Origin of the sequence: Streptomyces sp. SAT1, assembly GCF_001654495.1 — a bacterium.
Lineage (GTDB): Bacteria > Actinomycetota > Actinomycetes > Streptomycetales > Streptomycetaceae > Streptomyces > Streptomyces andamanensis.
In genome coordinates, this window is record NZ_CP015849.1 from 5283735 (window position 1) to 5303661 (window position 19927).

Annotated in this window: 18 protein-coding genes; 12 read left to right on the top strand and 6 right to left on the bottom strand. The window is 71.7% G+C overall.

Annotation, left to right across the window (positions count from 1 at the left end):
• Window positions 1–179 precede the first annotated feature (179 nt).
• The 3 genes from whiG to A8713_RS22950 all read left to right on the top strand — a co-directional run bounded on the left by whiG (window position 180) and on the right by A8713_RS22950 (window position 3211).
• Window positions 180–1022, top strand: coding sequence for an RNA polymerase sigma factor WhiG (gene whiG, locus A8713_RS22940; RefSeq protein WP_064535480.1), 843 nt, complete (start codon window positions 180–182; stop codon window positions 1020–1022).
• 107 nt (window positions 1023–1129) lie between these two features.
• Window positions 1130–1684: a TetR/AcrR family transcriptional regulator gene (locus A8713_RS22945; protein ID WP_064535481.1), complete on the top strand. Its 555-nt coding sequence runs from the start codon at window positions 1130–1132 to the stop codon at window positions 1682–1684.
• A gap of 324 nt (window positions 1685–2008) precedes the next feature.
• On the top strand, window positions 2009–3211 hold the full coding sequence (locus A8713_RS22950; protein ID WP_064535482.1) for an IS110 family transposase: 1203 nt from the start codon (window positions 2009–2011) through the stop codon (window positions 3209–3211).
• A gap of 75 nt (window positions 3212–3286) precedes the next feature.
• On the opposite strand, the gene A8713_RS22955 is transcribed toward A8713_RS22950, so the two are convergent.
• Window positions 3287–3814 (bottom strand): murein hydrolase activator EnvC family protein, encoded by a 528-nt coding sequence (locus tag A8713_RS22955; protein ID WP_064535483.1) that lies wholly within the window; start codon window positions 3812–3814, stop codon window positions 3287–3289.
• A 424-nt stretch (window positions 3815–4238) separates the two neighbouring features.
• On the opposite strand from A8713_RS22955, the gene rpsB reads away from it, so the two are divergent.
• The 9 genes from rpsB to A8713_RS23000 all read left to right on the top strand — a co-directional run bounded on the left by rpsB (window position 4239) and on the right by A8713_RS23000 (window position 14560).
• The gene (gene rpsB / locus A8713_RS22960; protein WP_064535484.1) at window positions 4239–5159 is read left to right on the top strand and encodes a 30S ribosomal protein S2; all 921 of its coding nucleotides are present in this window, start codon (window positions 4239–4241) and stop codon (window positions 5157–5159) included.
• Between the two features lie 187 nt (window positions 5160–5346).
• Entirely contained in the window at window positions 5347–6183 is an 837-nt protein-coding gene (gene tsf, locus A8713_RS22965) for a translation elongation factor Ts (protein WP_018567962.1), read from the top strand.
• Between the two features lie 198 nt (window positions 6184–6381).
• Complete coding sequence (pyrH, locus tag A8713_RS22970; protein WP_018567963.1) at window positions 6382–7140, top strand: UMP kinase; 759 nt, start codon at window positions 6382–6384, stop codon at window positions 7138–7140.
• Window positions 7141–7372: 232 nt separating this feature from the next.
• Window positions 7373–7930, top strand: coding sequence for a ribosome recycling factor (frr, locus tag A8713_RS22975; RefSeq protein ID WP_064537659.1), 558 nt, complete (start codon window positions 7373–7375; stop codon window positions 7928–7930).
• Window positions 7930–9279, top strand: a complete 1350-nt coding sequence (locus A8713_RS22980; RefSeq protein WP_443069742.1) for a phosphatidate cytidylyltransferase — start codon at window positions 7930–7932, stop codon at window positions 9277–9279. The genes frr and A8713_RS22980 overlap by 1 nt, the downstream gene beginning before the upstream one ends.
• Window positions 9280–9425: 146 nt before the next feature.
• Complete coding sequence (gene rlmN / locus A8713_RS22985) at window positions 9426–10532, top strand: 23S rRNA (adenine(2503)-C(2))-methyltransferase RlmN (RefSeq protein WP_064535485.1); 1107 nt, start codon at window positions 9426–9428, stop codon at window positions 10530–10532.
• A 262-nt stretch (window positions 10533–10794) separates the two neighbouring features.
• Window positions 10795–11865: a thiamine ABC transporter substrate-binding protein gene (locus tag A8713_RS22990; RefSeq protein WP_064535486.1), complete on the top strand. Its 1071-nt coding sequence runs from the start codon at window positions 10795–10797 to the stop codon at window positions 11863–11865.
• A 71-nt stretch (window positions 11866–11936) separates the two neighbouring features.
• Entirely contained in the window at window positions 11937–13541 is a 1605-nt protein-coding gene (locus A8713_RS22995; RefSeq protein WP_064535487.1) for an ABC transporter permease, read from the top strand.
• Entirely contained in the window at window positions 13541–14560 is a 1020-nt protein-coding gene (locus A8713_RS23000; protein ID WP_064535488.1) for an ABC transporter ATP-binding protein, read from the top strand. The genes A8713_RS22995 and A8713_RS23000 overlap by 1 nt, the downstream gene beginning before the upstream one ends.
• Before the next feature lie 386 nt (window positions 14561–14946).
• Here the strand turns inward: A8713_RS23000 and A8713_RS23005 are convergent, their stop codons facing one another.
• The 5 genes from A8713_RS23005 to A8713_RS23025 all read right to left on the bottom strand — a co-directional run bounded on the left by A8713_RS23005 (window position 14947) and on the right by A8713_RS23025 (window position 19770).
• Complete coding sequence (locus A8713_RS23005) at window positions 14947–15363, bottom strand: VOC family protein (protein WP_064535489.1); 417 nt, start codon at window positions 15361–15363, stop codon at window positions 14947–14949.
• 155 nt (window positions 15364–15518) lie between these two features.
• Complete coding sequence (locus A8713_RS23010; protein WP_064535490.1) at window positions 15519–16880, bottom strand: hypothetical protein; 1362 nt, start codon at window positions 16878–16880, stop codon at window positions 15519–15521.
• Complete coding sequence (locus tag A8713_RS23015) at window positions 16862–17605, bottom strand: ABC transporter ATP-binding protein (RefSeq protein WP_064535491.1); 744 nt, start codon at window positions 17603–17605, stop codon at window positions 16862–16864. Before A8713_RS23015 ends, A8713_RS23010 begins: the two co-directional genes overlap by 19 nt.
• A 276-nt stretch (window positions 17606–17881) precedes the next feature.
• The gene (locus A8713_RS23020; protein ID WP_064535492.1) at window positions 17882–19261 is read right to left on the bottom strand and encodes an aspartate aminotransferase family protein; all 1380 of its coding nucleotides are present in this window, start codon (window positions 19259–19261) and stop codon (window positions 17882–17884) included.
• Window positions 19246–19770, bottom strand: a complete 525-nt coding sequence (locus A8713_RS23025; RefSeq protein ID WP_018567992.1) for an Lrp/AsnC family transcriptional regulator — start codon at window positions 19768–19770, stop codon at window positions 19246–19248. Before A8713_RS23025 ends, A8713_RS23020 begins: the two co-directional genes overlap by 16 nt.
• Window positions 19771–19927: the final 157 nt, after the last annotated feature.

Sequence of the window (19927 nt, forward strand, 5' to 3'; positions counted from 1 at the left end):
CCCGGTGGAGCGCCTTGCGGAACGTATCTGCGCACGCGCTGTGCCCCGTCGTTCGCGCACCGCGACACTTCAGTCACGCTACGCTCACGTGGTTCCGACGCGGACAACCCGATACCGAACCCAGACCGACAGCTCACCCAGAAAGCCGCATCCCACGGCAGAACGGCACAAGGCGACGAATGCCCCAGCACACCTCCGGGTCCGACCGGGCGGCGATCCCCCCAGCCGCCCGCGACGGTGGCAACGTGCGGCCGCCCGCTCCCTCGACGCTCGACGAGCTGTGGCGGTCGTACAAGGCGACGGGGGACGACAGGCTGCGGGAGCAACTGATCCTGCACTACTCGCCGCTGGTGAAGTACGTCGCGGGACGGGTGAGCGTCGGCCTGCCGCCCAATGTGGAACAGGCCGACTTCGTGTCCTCGGGCGTGTTCGGGCTCATCGACGCGATCGAGAAGTTCGACATCGACCGGGAGATCAAGTTCGAGACGTACGCGATCACCCGGATCCGCGGCGCCATGATCGACGAACTGCGGGCGCTGGACTGGATCCCCCGGTCCGTGCGGCAGAAGGCACGCAACGTCGAGCGGGCGTACGCGACGCTGGAGGCCCGGCTGCGGCGCACCCCCTCGGAGGGCGAGGTGGCCACCGAGATGGGCATCGCGGTCGATGAACTCCACGCGGTCTTCAGCCAGTTGTCGCTGGCCAACGTGGTGGCGCTGGAAGAGCTGCTGCACGTGGGCGGCGACGGCGGGGACCGGCTGAGCCTGATGGACACGCTGGAGGACACCGCCGCCGACAACCCGGTGGAGGTCGCCGAGGACCGGGAGCTGCGCCGGTTCCTGGCCCGCGCGATCAACACCCTGCCCGAGCGGGAGAAGACCGTCGTCACCCTGTACTACTACGAGGGACTCACGCTCGCCGAGATCGGCAATGTGCTCGGCGTCACCGAGAGCAGGGTCAGCCAGATCCACACCAAGTCCGTCCTCCAGCTGCGCGCGAAACTGGCGGGTTTCGGCCGCTGAGCGCGTAGGCGCGCACCGCGCGGGACGCGGTGTGCGCCCGGTGCGACTCCCGCCGCGGGCGCCGCGTCCGTAGAGTGGACGACGTGCCAAGGATTCGAGCGGCCTCCGTGGCCGAGCACCGGTCGATGCAGCGTGCCGCCCTGCTGGACGCGGCGCGCACCCTGCTGTCCCAGGGCGGTACGGAGGCGCTGACCTTCCCCGCGCTGGCCGAGCGGACGGGGCTCGCGCGCTCGTCGGTGTACGAGTACTTCCGGTCGCGGGCCGCCGTGGTCGAGGAGCTGTGCGAGGCCGACTTCCCGGTCTGGGCCGCGGAGGTGTCGGCGGCGATGGACGCCGCGGACGGCCCCGGGCCCAAGGTCGAGGCGTACGTCCGCGCCCAGCTGGACCTCGTCGGCGACCAGCGGCACCGTGCCGTCGTGGCGATCTCGGCGAGCGAGCTGGACGCCGGCGCCCGGGAGAAGATCCGGGCCGCGCACGGCGGACTGGTCGCCATGATCGTCGAGGCACTGGCCGAGCTGGGCCACGAGCAGCCCCGGCTGGCCGCGATGCTGCTCCAGGGCGTGGTCGACGCGGCCGTGCGCCGGATCGAGCTGGGGGTCGAGGAGCCCTCGGCCGTCGCGGAGGCGGCCGTGGCGATGGCTCTCCGGGGCGTCCGGGGCTGACCCGCACACCGCCTTGCCGCCCCCGCCCTCTTCCCCCTGGGGGGCCTCCCCCTCCCCCTCCCCCGTTTTGTTTTCCGCGGTCCTGAAAGAGGGCCGCTGGCCTCCGGGTCCGGCATGACTGTTCCCCCCCTGTCGAACGGATGACCTGGGGGGTGGTGTCACCGGGCCTGGGGGGCGCCGTTGGAGACGCTGATGAGAGGTCCGACCACCGCCCGGCCTGGCGCAATGCCCGGCCGTTTGCCGACGGCAGGTCTGCATAACGTGGATGCGCGCACACGACGCCAAAGCCCTGGCCAGCACCGCACAGAACCAGTTGGGAGCACAATGTTCGACATCGGCGACGTGGGCGTCTTCCTCGGCCTGGACGTCGGCAAAAGCACCCACCACGGGCACGGACTGACCCCGGCCGGGAAGAAGGTCTTCGACAAGCAGCTGCCCAACAGCGAACCGAAGCTGCGGGCCGTCCTGGACAAGCTGGCCGCGAAGTTCGGCACCGTGCTGGTCATCGTGGACCAGCCCGCCTCGATCGGAGCCCTGCCCCTGACGATCGCCCGGGAGACCGGCTGCAAGGTCGCCTACCTGCCCGGTCTCTCGATGCGGCGGATCGCCGATCTCTACCCGGGCGAGGCGAAGACCGACGCGAAGGACGCTGCGGTGATCGCGGACGCCGCACGGGCCATGCCGCACACCCTGCGCTCGCTGGAAGTGACCGACGAGATCACCGCCGAACTGACCGTCCTGGTCGGCTTCGACCAGGACCTCGCCGCCGAGGCCACCCGCACCTCCAACCGGATACGCGGCCTGCTCAGCCAGTTCCACCCCAGCCTGGAACGCGCCCTGGGCCCGCGTCTGGACCACCCGGCGGTGACCTGGCTGCTGGAACGCCACGGATCCCCCGCCGCCCTGCGGAAAGCCGGACGCCGCAAGCTGGTCGAGGTGATCCGTCCCAAGGCCCCGCGCATGGCCCAGCGGCTGATCGACCAGGTCTTCGACGCGCTCGACGAGCAGACCGTCACGGTCCCGGGCACCGGCACCCTCGACCTCGTGATCCCCTCCCTGGCCCGGTCGCTCGCGGCCGTCCAAGAACAGCGACGAGCCCTGGAAGCCCAGATCGGACAGCTGCTGGAGGCTCACCCTCTTTCCGCGGTCCTGACCTCGATTCCGGGGGTCGCGGTCAGGACCGCCGCCACGCTGCTGGTGACCGTCGGCGACGGCACCAGTTTCCCCACCGCCGCCCACCTGGCCTCCTACGCCGGCCTCGCCCCCACGACCAAGTCGTCGGGGACCTCGATCCACGGCGAACACGCGCCCAGAGGCGGCAACCGGCAACTGAAACGCGCGATGTTCCTGTCCGCCTTCGCCGCACTGCACGACCCCACCTCCCGCACCTACTACGACCGCTGTCGGGCCCGCGGGAAGACCCACACCCAGGCACTCCTCCGCCTGGCCCGACAACGGATCAACGTACTGTTCGCAATGCTCCGCGACGGCACCTTCTACGAACCCCGAACCCCACGCCTCGCTTGACCAAAGACATAGAGGCACCCCTCCCCCCACCCCACCCCTCGCCCCTCCCAAGAGCTCCCGCCCCTCTCGCGCTCGTCACGGAGGCAGCGGCACCCCGAGGACCGGCAGCAGACGCGCGGGACCGCCGTTCAGCAGCCGGGGCGGCAGGAGCAGCAGGGGATCGAGGTAGGTCTCGCCCCGGAGCAGGCCCCAGTGCAGACAGCCGGAGCCGCAGTGGGAAGCCGTCCCCGCCGCCTCCACCGTCCCGATGACCTCACCGGCCGCCACCTCGGCGCCCTCGGGCACGGACGCCCGTACCGGCTCGTACGTCGTGCGCAGGGCAGGGGATCCCGTCCCCGCCAGTTCCACGGAGACCACCCCCCGCCCGGCCACGGTCCCGGCGAAGGAGACGCGACCGGCCGCCACCGCGTGTACCGCGGTGCCCGGCGGCGCGCCCAGGTCCACGCCGCGATGGCCGGGGCCGTAGGGCGTGGCCGGAGGTTCCCAGCCGCGCAGGACCGGCGGGCGTGACCCCACCGGCCACGCCCGGCCCACCGCGGGCACCGGCGCATCGGCCGAAGCCTCCGCGCCCGCGCCTGTGCCCGCGCCCGCCGCGCCGCTCACGCCCCCCGCGTCCCTCGTGCTTCCCGCGCCCCAGGCCACCGGAACCGACAGCACCGCCGTCGCCCCCAGACACAGCCCCGCGAGCCACCGGCCCACCCACCGCTCCACACCCGCACCGCCCTCCGCATCCGCATCCACGCCCGTATCCGGGTGCCTCCACACTCCCGCGAACGGCCGGAACCGGCCGGAGTCTGTGGACGACGCACCGGTTGTGGACAGCGGCGTCACCCGGCACCTTCCGGGTCCCGTACACTTCTGGTGGCGATCCGGGTCACCGGGTCGACTTCGCACGCCCCGACACTCCGGTCGGCAACGGTCGGTGTCAGCGCCCCTCGGTCCTTCGTGGCACGGCGCGCCGCGGGCGTCAGGCGCGGGAGCCGTCCGGCACCCGCGGCACAACCGAGAAATTCAAGGAGATACGGCCATGGCCGTCGTCACGATGCGGGAGCTGCTGGAGAGCGGCGTCCACTTCGGTCACCAGACCCGTCGCTGGAACCCGAAGATGAAGCGCTTCATCTTCACCGAGCGCAACGGCATCTACATCATCGACCTGCTCCAGTCGCTGTCGTACATCGACCGCGCCTACGAGTTCGTCAAGGAGACTGTGGCCCACGGCGGCACGGTCATGTTCGTCGGCACGAAGAAGCAGGCGCAGGAGGCCATCGCCGAGCAGGCCACCCGCGTCGGCATGCCCTACGTCAACCAGCGCTGGCTGGGCGGCATGCTCACCAACTTCTCGACCGTCTACAAGCGCCTTCAGCGCCTGAAGGAGCTCGAGCAGATCGACTTCGAGGACGTGGCCGCCTCCGGCCTCACCAAGAAGGAGCTGCTGGTCCTCTCCCGCGAGAAGGCCAAGCTGGAGAAGACCCTCGGCGGTATCCGCGAGATGCAGAAGGTGCCCAGCGCCGTCTGGATCGTGGACACCAAGAAGGAGCACATCGCGGTCGGCGAGGCCCGCAAGCTCAACATCCCGGTCGTCGCCATCCTCGACACCAACTGCGACCCCGACGAGGTCGACTACAAGATCCCGGGCAACGACGACGCGATCCGCTCCGTCACCCTGCTGACCCGTGTGATCGCCGACGCCGTCGCCGAGGGCCTCATCTCCCGTTCCGGCGTCAACGCCGGTGACAAGGGCGAGAAGGCCGCGGGCGAGCCGCTCGCCGAGTGGGAGCGCGACCTGCTCGAGGGCGAGAAGAAGGCGGACGAGTCCGCCGAGGCCGTCGAGGCCGCCGCCGAGGCTCCGGCCCCCGACGCCCCGGTCGCCGAGGCCGTCGAGGAGGCCGCCGCCGAGGTCAAGGCCGAGACCGAGACCGAGGTCAAGGCCGAGGGCGAGCAGGCCTGACCTGCCGACGTCAGAGTTGACGGCGGGGGCCGACGGCATACCTCTCCCGTGCCGCGCAGGCACGGGAGGGGCGCCCGCAGCCCCCGCCGTTCACCCGTGGATCGGTGGCGTGTCGGTGGACTCTGGTACAAGGGCCGCGACCCCCTGATCTTCGATCTTCCAGACTTCGAGAAAGATTCACAGACTCATGGCGAACTACACCGCCGCCGACGTCAAGAAGCTCCGTGAGCTCACGGGCGCCGGCATGATGGACTGCAAGAAGGCGCTGGACGAGGCCGAGGGCAACGTCGAGAAGGCCGTCGAGGCACTGCGCATCAAGGGCCAGAAGGGCGTCGCCAAGCGCGAGGGCCGCTCCGCCGAGAACGGCGCCGTGGTCTCGATCCTCGCCGACGACAACTCCTCCGGTGTCCTCGTCGAGCTGAAGTGCGAGACGGACTTCGTCGCCAAGGGTGACAAGTTCCAGGCCGTGGCCACGACCATCGCCGAGCACGTCGCCAAGACCTCCCCGGCCGACCTGGAGGCCCTGCTCGCCTCCGAGATCGAGGCCGGCAAGACCGTCCAGGCGTACGTCGACGAGGCCAACGCCAACCTCGGCGAGAAGATCGTCCTGGACCGCTTCGCGCAGTTCTCCGACGGCTTCGTGACCGCGTACATGCACCGCACGATGCCCGACCTGCCCCCGCAGATCGGTGTCCTCGTCGAGCTGGACAAGCCGAGTGCCGAGGTCGCCAAGGGCATCGCCCAGCACATCGCCGCCTTCGCGCCGAAGTACCTCTCCAAGGAGGACGTGCCGGCCGAGGTCGTCGAGTCGGAGCGCCGCATCGCCGAGGAGACCACCCGCGCCGAGGGCAAGCCCGAGGCCGCGATCGCCAAGATCGTCGAGGGTCGGGTGAACGGCTTCTTCAAGGACGCCACCCTGCTCGGCCAGCCCTACGCGCTGGACAACAAGAAGTCCGTCCAGAAGGTTCTGGACGAGGCCGGTGTCACCCTGAAGCGCTTCACGCGCATCAAGGTCGGCATCTGAGTCCGCACCGCGCCGGACGTCGGACCCGGATAGGGTCGACAGCAGTCGTCCACGCCGCGCGTGCCTGCCACCGCGCACGCGCGCGCGGCGGACGACAGCAGAACTGACGAGGAGGCCATTGCCGCCGCATGGGATGCGAACCACCCCACCGGCAATGGCCTTCTTCGCATGTGCACCACGTAACAGAGGCGGGATCTCATGACCACCAAGGCCCAGAAGAGCGATGACGGCAAAGTGACCGGCCGGTTTCTGCTGAAGCTGTCCGGAGAGGCCTTCTCCGGCGGCGGGGGCCTGGGGGTCGACCCGGACGTGGTGCACGCCATCGCCCGTGAGATCGCCGCCGTCGTCCGGGACGGCGCGCAGGTCGCGGTCGTCATCGGCGGCGGCAACTTCTTCCGCGGCGCCGAGCTCCAGCAGCGCGGCATGGACCGCGCCCGCTCCGACTACATGGGCATGCTCGGCACCGTGATGAACTGCCTCGCCCTCCAGGACTTCATCGAGAAGGAGGGCATCGACACCCGGGTCCAGACCGCCATCACCATGGGCCAGGTCGCCGAGCCCTACATCCCGCTGCGCGCCGTGCGCCACCTGGAGAAGGGCCGCGTGGTCATCTTCGGCGCCGGTATGGGCATGCCGTACTTCTCCACCGACACCACCGCCGCCCAGCGCGCCCTGGAGATCGACGCCGAGGCGCTGCTCATGGGCAAGAACGGCGTGGACGGGGTGTACGACTCCGACCCGAAGACCAACCCGGACGCCGTGAAGTTCGACGCCCTCGGCTACGGCGAGGTCATCACCCGGGACCTGAAGGTCGCCGACGCCACCGCGATCACGCTGTGCCGCGACAACCGGCTCCCGATCGTCGTCTTCGAGCTCCTGAAGGAGGGCAATATCGCCCGCGCCGTCAAGGGTGAGAAGATCGGCACGCTTGTGGGTGACCAGCCCGGCCGGGAGTGACCGGGCCCACCCGTCCCGGACCGGCGGCCCGTCCCGCCCCGGCGCTCGTCCCCCTCCGGCAGCGGTCCGGGGCGCGGCACCTGTCCGGGGGACGGACGGGACGGAGCCGGACCGGGGGATGGACAATGTCCTGCCGGTCGGGAACCGTGCAGGAAGAAGACGCGACGCAGCCGGCCGACGGCCCCGACCGGGATCCGCAGCCGGGCCTACTCAAGACACGCAGGAGCAAGTGGTGATCGAAGAGACCCTCCTCGAGGCCGAGGAGAAGATGGAGAAGGCCGTCGTGGTCGCCAAGGAGGACTTCGCCGCGATCCGCACCGGCCGTGCGCACCCGGCGATGTTCAACAAGATCGTGGCCGACTACTACGGCGCGCCGACGCCGATCAACCAGCTGGCCTCGTTCTCCGTGCCGGAGCCGCGCATGGCCGTCGTGACCCCGTTCGACAAGACCGCGCTGCGCAACATCGAGCAGGCGATCCGCGACTCCGACCTGGGCGTCAACCCGAGCAACGACGGCAACATCATCCGAGTGGTGTTCCCGGAGCTGACCGAGGAGCGCCGCCGTGAGTACATCAAGGTCGCCAAGGGCAAGGGCGAGGACGCCAAGGTGTCCATCCGCTCCGTGCGCCGCAAGGCCAAGGACGCCATCGACAAGCTGATCAAGGACGGCGAGGTCGGCGAGGACGAGGGCCGCCGTGCGGAGAAGGAGCTCGACGACACCACCGCGAAGTACGTCGCACAGGTGGACGAGCTGCTCAAGCACAAGGAAGCGGAGCTGCTCGAGGTCTGATGAACGACTCTTCCTGGGGAGCGCCGCAGCAAGCCGGGTACTGGGGGCCCGCCGACGGGGCACCCGGCCAGGTCCCCGCCCCGGGGACCGCCCCCGCGGGCCCCGCGTACGATGCGCCGGGCGCTCAGCACACCCGCCCCCTGCCCATCGTGCCCGAGGTGCCCGCACACGGCGGAAACCAGGATGACGACCGGGGGGCCGCGCGCATGCCGGGCGGCCCCTTGTTCCGCGACGAGGCGCCGCGGCAGCAGCCGTACGACCCGTCGCAGCCGCAGCCGCAGCCGCAGCAGCCGCAGCCGCAGTCGTACGACCCGGCCCGGCCGCCGCAGGCACACCCGCAGCCGCACCCGCAGTCGTACGACAGGCCACAGTCCCACCCGCAGCCGCATCCGCATCCGCAGCCGTACGAGGCGCCGCAGCCGCGGCCCTACGACACGCCGCGGACGCCGCCCGCCCACGGGTCGGCGCCGCAGAATCCGGAGCCCATGCCCGACGCCCCGCAGCCGGCGCCCGCCCCGCAGGCACCGCAGAAGAAGAGCGCGGGACGGGACCTCGGCGCGGCCATAGGCGTCGGTCTCGGACTCGGCGTGGTGATCGTCGCGTCGCTGTTCGTCGTCAAGGCCGTCTTCGTGGGCGTCATCGCGGTCGCCGTCGTGGTCGGCCTGTGGGAGCTGACCTCGCGGCTCCAGGAGCGCAAGGACATCAGGGCGCCGCTCGTGCCGCTGGCGGTCGGCGGCGCCGCGATGGTGGTCGCCGGGTACGTCCGGGACGCCGAGGGCGCCTGGGTGGCGATGGCGCTCACCGCGCTCGCCGTCCTGGTGTGGCGGATGACCCAGCCGCCGGAGGGCTACCTCAAGGACGTCACGGCGGGCGTCTTCGCCGCGTTCTACGTCCCGTTCCTGGCCACCTTCGTGGCGATGCTGCTCACCGCGCACGACGGGCCGTACCGCGTCCTGACCTTCCTGATCCTCACCGTGGTCAGCGACACCGGCGCCTACGCCGTCGGCTGGCGCTTCGGCAGGCACAAGCTCGCCCCGCGCATCAGCCCCGGCAAGACCCGCGAGGGCCTGCTCGGCGCGGTCGCCTTCGCGATGGTGGCGGGCGCGCTGTGCATGCAGTTCCTGATCGACGACGGAGCCTGGTGGCAGGGCCTGCTCCTGGGCCTCGCGGTCGCCGCCAGCGCCACCCTCGGCGACCTCGGCGAGTCCATGATCAAGCGCGACCTCGGCATCAAGGACATGGGCACCCTCCTGCCGGGCCACGGCGGCATCATGGACCGCCTCGACTCCCTCCTCCCCACCGCCCCGGTGGTCTGGCTCCTGATGGTCCTCTTCGTCGGCTCCACCTGACCCAGGACGCAGGACCCCGGCCCCCGCGCCGCCGCACAGCCCGAACGAGGCCCCTCCCCACCGGGGGAGGGGCCTCGCCCGCTCTCGCCCCTCCGCTCGCCTCACCGGCCGGCCCACCCGAGTCGATCTGCGACACTGGTACCACCATGCCCAAGCCCGGAGAACTCACTTTTGTCGCGCCGCGCGGAGCCAAGAAGCCGCCGCGGCATCTTGCCGATCTCTCGCCCGCCGAGCGCAAGGAGGCTGTGGCCGCGATCGGTGAGAAGCCGTTCCGTGCCAAGCAGCTCTCGCAGCACTACTTCGCGCGGTACGCGCACGACCCCGAGCAGTGGACGGACATCCCGGCCGGCTCGCGGGAGAAGCTGCGCGAGGCGCTGCTGCCGGAGCTGATGACGGTCGTGCGGCATCTGTCGACCGACGAGGGGACGACGCGCAAGACGCTGTGGCGGATGTTCGACGGGACGCTCGTCGAGTCGGTGCTGATGCGCTACCCGGACCGGGTGACGATGTGCATCAGTTCGCAGGCCGGGTGCGGGATGAACTGCCCGTTCTGCGCGACCGGGCAGGCCGGTCTCGACCGCAATCTGTCGACCGCCGAGATCGTGCACCAGATCGTGGACGGCATGCGGGCGCTGCGCGACGGCGAGGTGCCGGGCGGACCGGCGCGGCTGTCCAACATCGTGTTCATGGGCATGGGCGAGCCGCTGGCCAACTACAAGCGGGTGATCGGTGCCATCCGCGCCCTGACCGACCCGGAGCCGGACGGGCTCGGGCTGTCGCAGCGCGGCATCACCGTGTCCACGGTCGGCCTGGTCCCGGCGATCAACCGGTTCACCGACGAGGGCCTCAAGTGCCGGCTCGCGATCTCCCTGCACGCCCCCGACGACGAGCTGCGCGACACCCTCGTGCCGGTCAACACGCGGTGGAAGGTGCGGGAGGTGCTGGACGCCGGGTTCGAGTACACCGCCCGTTCCGGGCGCCGGCTGTCCATCGAGTACGCGCTGATCCGGGACATCAACGACCAGGCGTGGCGCGGCGACCGGCTCGGCCGGCTGCTCCGGGGCAAGCCGGTGCACGTCAACCTCATCCCGCTCAACCCGACGCCGGGCTCCAAGTGGACCGCCTCGCGGCCCGAGGACGAGAAGGCGTTCGTCGAGGCCATCGCCGCGCACGGAGTGCCGGTGACGGTCCGGGACACCCGCGGCCAGGAGATCGACGGGGCCTGCGGACAGCTGGCCGCCACGGAGCGGTAGCCGGGCGTCACCGGGTGGTCGCCGGGTGGTCGCCGAGCGGTAGTCTGAGGCCGTACAACACATCTTCATATTCCGACAGGGGAGCGCCACAGCGCTGAGAGTGCGGCACCGGCCGCAGACCCTCTGAACCTCGCCCAGGTCATTCTGGGTAGGAAGTTCGGTCATCACTCGAGCTGTTGCGCCCTGCCCGGTGTCCCGCGTCCCGCGCGGACACCGGGCAGGGCCGCGTCTCTTCCTGGCCACCATCCAGGAGGAAAATCCAGTGCACCACAAGACGTTCGCCGCCGCGGCGGCCGGCCTCGGCCTCGTCGCCCTCTGCGCGTGCGGGTCCTCCGGGGGCGAGGCGGCCGACTCCACGACCGTGACCGTGGTCAGCCACGACTCGTGGGCCGCGTCCAAGAGTGTCATCGCGGACTTCGAGAAGCGCTCCGGGTACAAGGTCCGCATCCTCAAGGACGGCGATGCCGGACAGGCCGTCAACAAGGCCATCCTCACCAAGGACAACCCGCAGGGCGACGTCTTCTTCGGCGTCGACAACACGCTGCTGTCCCGCGCCCTCGACAACGGCCTCTTCCAGCCGTACGAGCCGAAGGACTCCGGCACGGTCGACCGGCGCTACCGCGTCGACCAGGCCAAGCACCGCGTCACGCCCGTCGACACCGGCGACATCTGCGTCAACTACGACAAGAAGTACTTCACCGACCACAAGCTGGCCCCGCCCGCCTCCTTCGACGACCTCCTGAAGCCGCAGTACAAGAACCTCCTGGTCACCGAGAACGCGGCGACCTCCTCGCCCGGCCTCGGCTTCCTGCTCGGCACCGCCGCCCAGTACGGCGACAAGGGCTGGCAGGACTACTGGAAGAAGCTGAAGGACAACGGCGTCAAGATCGTCGACGGCTGGGAGCAGGCGTACAACCAGGAGTTCTCCGGCTCCGCGGGGGGCCGCAAGGCCAAGGGCGACCGGCCGCTCGCCGTCTCCTACGCCTCCTCGCCGCCCGCCGAGGTCATCTACGCCGACCCCAGGCCGAAGACCGCGCCGACCGGCGTCGTGGACGCCACCTGCTTCCGGCAGGTCGAGTACGCCGGGCTGCTGAGCAACGCCGGGAACACCAAGGGCGGCAAGGCGTTCCTCGACTTCCTGCTCAGTAAGGAGTTCCAGCAGGACATGCCGCTGAACATGTTCGTCTACCCGGTGCGCGCGGGAGCCGCCGTGCCCGCCGACTTCACGACGTACGGTCCGCAGGCCAAGGACCCCCGGACCATGGCCCCCGACCGCATCGCCGCCAACCGCGACCAGTGGGTCAAGACGTGGTCCTCCCTCGTAGTGAAGTAGCCCGCGCGGCAGGCCCCGCCGCGGGGGACCGGGCGCGGCGCCGCCGGGCGAACGCGGCGCGGCTCGGCCTGATGGCCGTGCCCGTCGCGTTCTTCGCGCTGTTCTTCGCCTATCCGGTGGCCGCGATCGTCCGGCGCGGCCTGTACTCCGGCGGCGCCTGGCAGTGGAGCCCGTTCGGCGAGGTGCTGGGCCGGTCCGACATCCGGCACGTGCTGTGGTTCACCACCTGGCAGGCGCTCGCCTCCACCGCGCTCACCCTGCTGATCGCCCTGCCCGGCGCCTATGTGTTCGCCCGCTACGACTTCCCGGGACGGAATGTACTGCGGGCCGTGGTCACCGTGCCGTTCGTGCTGCCCACGGTCGTCGTCGGCACCGCCTTCCTCGCCCTCGTCGGACGCGGCGGACTCCTCGACGACCTGTGGGGGGTGCGCCTGGACACCACCGTGTGGGCGATCCTCCTCGCCCATGTCTTCTTCAACTACGCCGTCGTCGTACGGACCGTGGGCGGCCTGTGGGCCCAGCTCGATCCGCGGCAGGAGGAGGCCGCGCGGATGCTCGGCGCCTCGCCGCTGACCGCCTGGCGCAAGGTCACCCTGCCCGCCCTGGCACCCGCCGTCGCCGCCGCCGCGCTGATGGTCTTCCTGTTCACCTTCACCTCCTTCGGCGTGGTGCAGATCCTCGGCGGCCCCGGCTTCTCCACCCTCGAAGTGGAGATCTACCGGCAGACCTCGCAGATGTTCGACCTGTCCACGGCCGCCGTCCTCACCCTCGTGCAGTTCGCCGCCATGGGAGCCATCCTCGCCGTGCACGCCCGGACCGTGCGCCGCCGGGAGAGCGCGCTGCGGCTGGTGGACGCCGCCCGCACCGCCCGCCGCCCGCGCGGCGCCGGGCAGTGGACGCTGCTGGCCGCCGTCCTCGCGAGCATCGCGCTGCTCGTGCTGCTGCCGCTCGCCGTGCTGGTACAGCGCTCGCTCACCGCACCCGGCTTCGGCTACTACCGCGCGCTGGCCGACCCGGACGGCGGCACCTTCCTGGTCGCGCCGCTCCACGCGGTCGGCGCCTCCCTGTCCTACGCCGCCGCCGCGACCGCCATCGCCGTCGCCGTCGGCTCCCTCGCCGCCGCCGCGCTCACCCGGCGGGACGCCGGACGGCTCGTCCGCGGCTTCGACGCGCTGCTGATGGTGCCGCTCGGCGTGTCGGCGGTGACCGTGGGCTTCGGTTTCCTGATCGCCCTGGACAAGCCGCCGCTGGACCTCAGGCAGTCCTGGATCCTGGTCCCGCTCGCGCAGGCCCTGGTCGGCGTGCCCTTCGTCGTACGGACCATGCTGCCGGTGCTGCGCGCGGTCGACGTACGGCTGCGCGAGGCGGCGGCCGTGCTGGGGGCGTCGCCGTGGCGGGTGTGGCGGGAGGTGGACCTGCCGCTGGTGCGGCGGGCACTGCTGATCGCCGCCGGGTTCGCCTTCGCGGTCTCCCTCGGGGAGTTCGGGGCGACCGTGTTCATCGCCCGGCCCGACAACCCGACCCTGCCGGTGGCCGTGGCCCGGCTGCTCTCCCGGCCCGGCGACCTCAACTACGGCCAGGCCATGGCCCTGTCGACGATCCTCATGGTGGTGTGCGCGGTGGCGTTGCTGGTACTGGAGAGACTGCGCGGCGGCGAGCGGACGGGGGAGTTCTGATGCTGCTCGACCTGCGCGGTGCCACCGTGCGCTTCGGCGGCCGGGCCGCGCTGGACGCGGTCGACCTGGCGGTCGCGGAGCACGAGACCGTGTGCGTGCTCGGCCCCAGCGGCAGCGGCAAGTCGACGCTGCTGCGGGCGGTGGCCGGACTCCAGGCGCTGGACTCGGGGCAGGTGCTGCTCGACGGCCGCGACCAGGCGCGGGTGCCGGTGCACCGGCGCGAGGTCGGCCTGATGTTCCAGGACCACCAGCTCTTCCCGCAGCGGGACGTGGCCCAGAACGTCGCCTTCGGGCCGCGGATGCACGGCGCCACCCGGCAGGAGCAGGCCGCCCGGGTGGCCGAACTCCTCGAACTCGTCGGCCTGCCGGGCGCGGGCGCGCGTCCGGTGGCCGCCCTGTCCGGCGGCGAGCAGCAGCGCGTGGCCCTCGCCCGCGCCCTCGCGCCCCGGCCCCGGCTGCTCATGCTCGACGAACCCCTCGGCCAACTCGACCGCTCGCTGCGCGAACGGCTCGTCGTCGAACTGCGGGAACTGTTCGGGCGGTTGGGCACCACCGTGCTCGCCGTCACCCACGACCAGGGCGAGGCGTTCGCGCTCGCCGACCGGGTGGTGGTGATGCGGGACGGCCGGATCGCCCAGTCCGGCACGCCACTTGAGGTGTGGCAGCGTCCCGCGGACGCCTTCGTCGCCCGCTTCCTCGGCTTCGAGAACGTGATCGAGGCGAAGGTCGACGGCACGGCCGCCCTCACCCCGTGGGGCAAGGTCCCGGTCTCCGAGGACGCGCCCCAGGGCACCCGGACCCTCCTCGTACGCCCCGCCGGTGTCCGCCTCGTCCCGGCGGAGGAGGGCCTGCGCTGCACGGTGGCCGCCCGCACCTTCAAGGGCACCCATGTCGCCCTGCGCCTCCAGCCGCGCGACGCGCCGCCGCTGGAAGCGGCCTGCCCGCTGCGCGCGGCCCCCGGGACCGGGGAGGAGACGGGCGTGGCGTTCGACCCGGACGACGTGGTGGTGCTGGGCTGACCGTACGCCGACGCCTTCCCCCTCCGGTGCGGCGGCGTACGGGAGCGTGTGGCGCTCAGCGAGGCGGTCGGTGCCGGGGCCGGTGCGGTGGACTGCGTCTGCGGGGGAGTCGGAGCCGGGCCGCCAGTCCTCGGTGAACGTGATCTCGGTGCCCCGCGCCGAGCCCTTGACCGGCTGCTCGCCGCTCTTCTGTGCACCGGCGTCGCTGTCCTGCCGGTACACGGTGACGACGGCGGAGAGGTTGGGGCGGCCGGGCGAGGCGGGGAGCGCCCCGGAACCCCCAGGGGGCACAGGTCTGCAAGTGCCCCGCTGGGGGTGTCAACGGATAAGCGGAGGAAGGATGTTTACTTCGCTTGTTCCTTAACTCCGTTGCTCCGCAGGCAGGTTCAGCTCTCCACCGCCGCCGGGTCCATCCACACGATCTCCCAGGAGTGGCCGTCCAGATCGTCGAAGGAACGGCCGTACATGTGCCCGTGGTCCTGCGTCTCGCCGCTCACCGTGCCGCCGGCGGCGACCGCCCTGTCGATCATCGCGTCGACCTTCTCGCGGCTCTCGGCGCTCAGGCAGAGCAGCACCTCGCTGGTCCGGGTGGAGTCCGCGATCTCCTTTCCGGTGAAGTCCGCGTAGCGCTTCTTGCCGAGCAGCATGGTGACGATGGTGTCGCTGATGACGACGCAGGCGCAGTCGTCGCCGGAGAACCGCGGGTTGATGGTGTAGCCCAGCTCGGTGAAGAACTTCCGGGACGCGGCCACGTCCTCGGTCGCCAGGTTCACGAAGATCATCTGCTGGTAGGCGTGCGACATGGTGGGTCTCTCCCCGCTCGGGTGTGTTCGCTGCGTGTGTGCCGTTCGGAAGGGTGGACCGGGGCGCGCCACGGAACTCATCGGTGGAACCCTCCGGGCCCGACTCCTCGGTGGAATCCTCCGGGCCCGCCCCCCCGCCCGCTGCCGCCCGCCGGTCAGCGGGTCAGCGGCAGGGCGGCGAGCGCGGCGATCAGCAGGGTCAGGGGCACGAACAGGGCCAGCAGCGCCCCGGCGCGCAGCGCGGCGGCGGAGCGGAGCGTGGCGCCGGGGGCACCGAGCCTGCGCAGGGCCGCGATGGTGGCGGCCCGCGACTGCCGGGCCTCCACGGCGGCGGTGAGCAGCACGGCCACCGCGCAGCCGGCCACGAGGGCAGCGCCGAGGGCGGTCAGCGGGCCCGGGGAGGGCGCGGCGCCGCCGGACAGCGCGCTCACGGCGTACGCGCCGGAGGCCACGGCGCACACGACGCCCAGCGGGCGCCCGATGCGCCCCGCCTCCTCCATCAGCACCCGCCCGGCGAGCAGGCGTACGGCGCCGGGGCGCACCGCCTGGAGGAGCAGCCCGCACAGGTGGGTGAGGGCGGGTCCGGCCAGGGCGAGGCCGAGCGCGGTCAGCAGCCAGCCGACGAGGACGGGCGCGGAGTCGGCGCTCAGTCCGCCGGGCAGTGCCGTGCGGGAGGAGGGGCTCCGGCCGGCGTAGGCCTCGACCGTCAGGCCCACGGCCAGGACGGCGACGCCCCAGGGCAGGCCGGTGGGGGGCCGGTGCGGCGGGAGCGGCCGGTGCGGGTCGCTGTCGTCCTCGGGCGCGTCCGGGGCGGGGGCCGCTCCGGGCTCCGCCCTGGAGGCGAGGCCGCCGGCCGTCGGCCCGGCGGACGCGGCGCTCCCGGCCGTCGATCCGCCGGTCGCGGCGCTCCCGGCCGCGGAACCGTCGGCCGCGGTCCCGTCGGCCGTGGAACCGGTGGCCGTGGGGCCGGCGGCCGAGGCCCGGCCCGGCCGCGGCGCGGGCCGGGGTTCGCGCGGGCGCAGGGACCAGGCCACCGCCGCCGACGCCAGGGCCGGGACGGTCGCCAGCAGCGTCAGCGTCCCCGGCACCGGCAGCCGCTTGCGCGCGGCCAGGAAGCGGGAGGCGGCGCCGTCCAGGGGCAGGCCGGTCAGGTCGCCGCGCAGATGCAGGAAGGCCAGCAGCGCGAACAGGCAGCCGATCGTGCAGCACACGGCGCTGGTGACCGCCGAGACGGCCATCAGGCGGCCCGGCCCCAGCCCCAGCGCGGACAGCGCGGTGCGCGGCCGGGTGCCCGGGTCGGTGCGGGCCACGGCGACGGTCAGGTACACGGTGGCGGCCAGCGGTGCCGCGCACCAGGAGAGCCGCAGCAGCGCGGCGCCGGAGTGCTCCGGGTGGGCCAGCGCGTAGGCCAGGCTCGACAGCAGCAGGAAGCCGGTGCCCGCCGACGCGGCCACCACCGCCAGGCGGCGCAGCTGGACGGCGGGCCGGGCGACTCGGGTCAGACGGAGAGCGAGCACGCCGCCCGGCCTTCCGTCGCGTCGCCCGCGGGAGGCAGGTGCACGGTCTTCACGCACCGCCCGTCGAGCAGGGCCACCGTGCGGTCGGCGAGGGCGGCGGTCTCCGCGTCGTGGGTGGCCAGCACCACGGTGATGCCGTGCGAGCGGGCCGCCGTGGTGAGGGTGCGCAGCACATGGGCACGGTCGGCGCGGTGCAGCGGGGCGGTCGGCTCGTCGGCGAAGAGCACGGTGGGCGCGGTGGCGAGGGCGCGGGCGATGCACACGCGCTGGCGTTCGGCCTGGCGCAGCTGGTGCGGGCGCCGCCGGGCCAGCTCGCCGACGTCCAGGCGCTCCAGCCACTCCAGGGCGGCCACCTTGGCGCGGCGCCGCCCGCCGCCGCGCAGCATCAGCGGCAGCGCCGTGTTCTCCCAGACGTTCAGCTCGGGCACGAGGGCGGGGGCGGGGTCGACCCAGGCGAAGCGGTCCCGGCGCAGCCGCTCCCGGGCGAGCGGGCCGAGGGTGTGCACGGGGGCGCTGTTGAACCAGACCTCGCCCTCGCGGACCCGCACCGTGCCGGACAGGCAGCGCAGCAGAGTGGTCTTGCCGCTGCCGCTCGGTCCGGCGACCGCGAGGATCTCGCCCTGGCGCACGCCGAGCGAGACGCCGCAGAGGGCGGGGGAGCCGTCCTTGTGGGTGTAGTGCAGGGCGCGTGCCCAGAGTACGTCGTTGTCCGGCGGGGCCACCATGGCGTACACCTCGGTTCGGATCAGGAATGCCGCGCGGGGTGCCGTGCGGGTCCGGGGATCCCTCGTGCCCGTTCTCCGTACGAATCCTCCGTACGGGGGAACGAAGGCGGAGCCGATCGGTCACGTCACGCTAGGCAGCCGAGGCCGGGAGGCCGGACAACACACGGCCCCGGGCCGCCGTTTCCCACTCGAACGGACGGCACCGGGGCCTGTGATGATCATCTGATCGGAGGTACGCGCCTCAGTGGGCGCTCACGGTGACCCGTGACCCGTGGGTCACAGCTTGGTCCATGCCTCCGTCAGCACCGCGCGCAGGATCTGCTCGATCTCGTCGAAGGTCTCCTGATCGGAGATCAGCGGCGGTGCGAGCTGGACGACCGGGTCGCCGCGGTCGTCGGCCCGGCAGTACAGGCCGTTGTCGTACAACGCCTTGGAGAGGAAGCCGTACAGGACGCGCTCGGTCTCCTCGTCGTTGAAGGACTCCTTGGTGTTCTTGTCCTTCACCAGCTCGATGCCGTAGAAGAAGCCGTTGCCGCGGACGTCGCCGACGATCGGCAGGTCGTGCAGCTTCTGGAGGGTGGACAGGAACGCGCCCTCGTTGTCCAGCACGTGCTGGTTGAGGCCCTCGCGCTCGAACAGGTCGAGGTTGGCGAGGCCGACCGCGGCGGAGACCGGGTGGCCGCCGAAGGTGTAGCCGTGCAGGAAGGTGTTGTCACCCTTGTAGAACGGCTCGGCCAGGCGGTCGGAGATGATGCAGGCGCCGATCGGGGAGTAGCCCGAGGTCATGCCCTTGGCGCAGGTGATCATGTCCGGGACATAGCCGAACTTGTCGCAGGCGAACATCGTGCCCAGGCGGCCGAAGGCGCAGATGACCTCGTCGGAGACGAGCAGCACGTCGTACTGGTCGCAGATCTCGCGCACCCGCTGGAAGTACCCGGGCGGCGGCGGGAAGCAGCCGCCCGCGTTCTGCACCGGCTCCAGGAAGACGGCGGCGACCGTCTCCGGGCCCTCGAAGAGGATCTGCTGCTCGATCTGGTCGGCGGCCCAGCGGCCGAACGCCTCCGGGTCGTCGCCGAAGATCGGGGCGCGGTAGATGTTGGTGTTGGGGACCTTGTGCGCGCCCGGCACCAGCGGCTCGAAGGGGGCCTTCAGGCCCGGCAGGCCGGTGATGGACAGGGCGCCCTGCGGGGTGCCGTGGTAGGCGACCGCGCGGGAGATGACCTTGTACTTGGTGGGCTTGCCGGTCAGCTTGAAGTACTGCTTGGCGAGCTTCCAGGCGGTCTCCACGGCCTCGCCGCCGCCGGTGGTGAAGAAGACCTTGTTCAGGTCGCCCGGCGCGTAGTCGGCCAGGCGCTCGGCCAGCTCCACGGCCTTGGGGTGGGCGTACGACCACACGGGGAAGAAGGCCAGCTCCTGCGCCTGCTTGAACGCGGTCTCGGCCAGCTCGGTGCGGCCGTGTCCGGCCTGGACCACGAACAGGCCCGCGAGGCCGTCCAGGTAGCGCTTGCCCTGGTCGTCGTAGATGTAGGTGCCCTCACCGCGCACGATGGTCGGCACGGGGGCGTTCTCGTACGAGGACATGCGGGTGAAGTGCATCCACAGGTGGTCGTACGCGGTTCGGCTGAGGTCCTTGCTCACGGTTATCGGGTTCCCCACATGTAGGTCTGCTTCTTGAGCTTCAGATAAACGAAGCTCTCGGTGGAGCGCACCCCGGGCAGCGCCCGGATGCGTTTGTTGATGACGTCCAGCAGGTGGTCGTCGTCCTCGCAGACGATCTCGGCGAGGATGTCGAACGAGCCCGCGGTCATCACCACGTACTCGACTTCCGACATGTCAGTCAGCGCGTCCGCGATGGCCTCGACATCACCCTCGACGTTGACGCCGACCATCGCCTGCCGGCGGAAGCCCACGGTGAGCGGGTCCGTGACGGCGACGATCTGCATGACGCCCTGGTCCAGCAGCTTCTGCACGCGCTGGCGCACGGCCGCCTCGGAGAGGCCGACGGCCTTGCCGATCGCCGCGTAGGGACGGCGGCCGTCCTCCTGGAGCTGCTGGATGATGGCGAGGGAGACGGCGTCCAGCTGGGGGGTGCCGTTCCCGGTGCGGGACTCGCGGGACGAGTCCCTCTGCTCTGCGCTTCGACTGGCCACGTCCTCACTGTGCACGACGTCTCGACAGTTCCGCAAGCCCGAATCGATGAAATTCGTTGTTTGGAACGTCGAGACATACGGATTTCGCAGAAGTCGTTGGGTCGGGGGTGTTGAAAACGTCAGCAGGCGGACTAGGGTGGGTGTCTCAGCCAATGGACACCTTGACCCACCA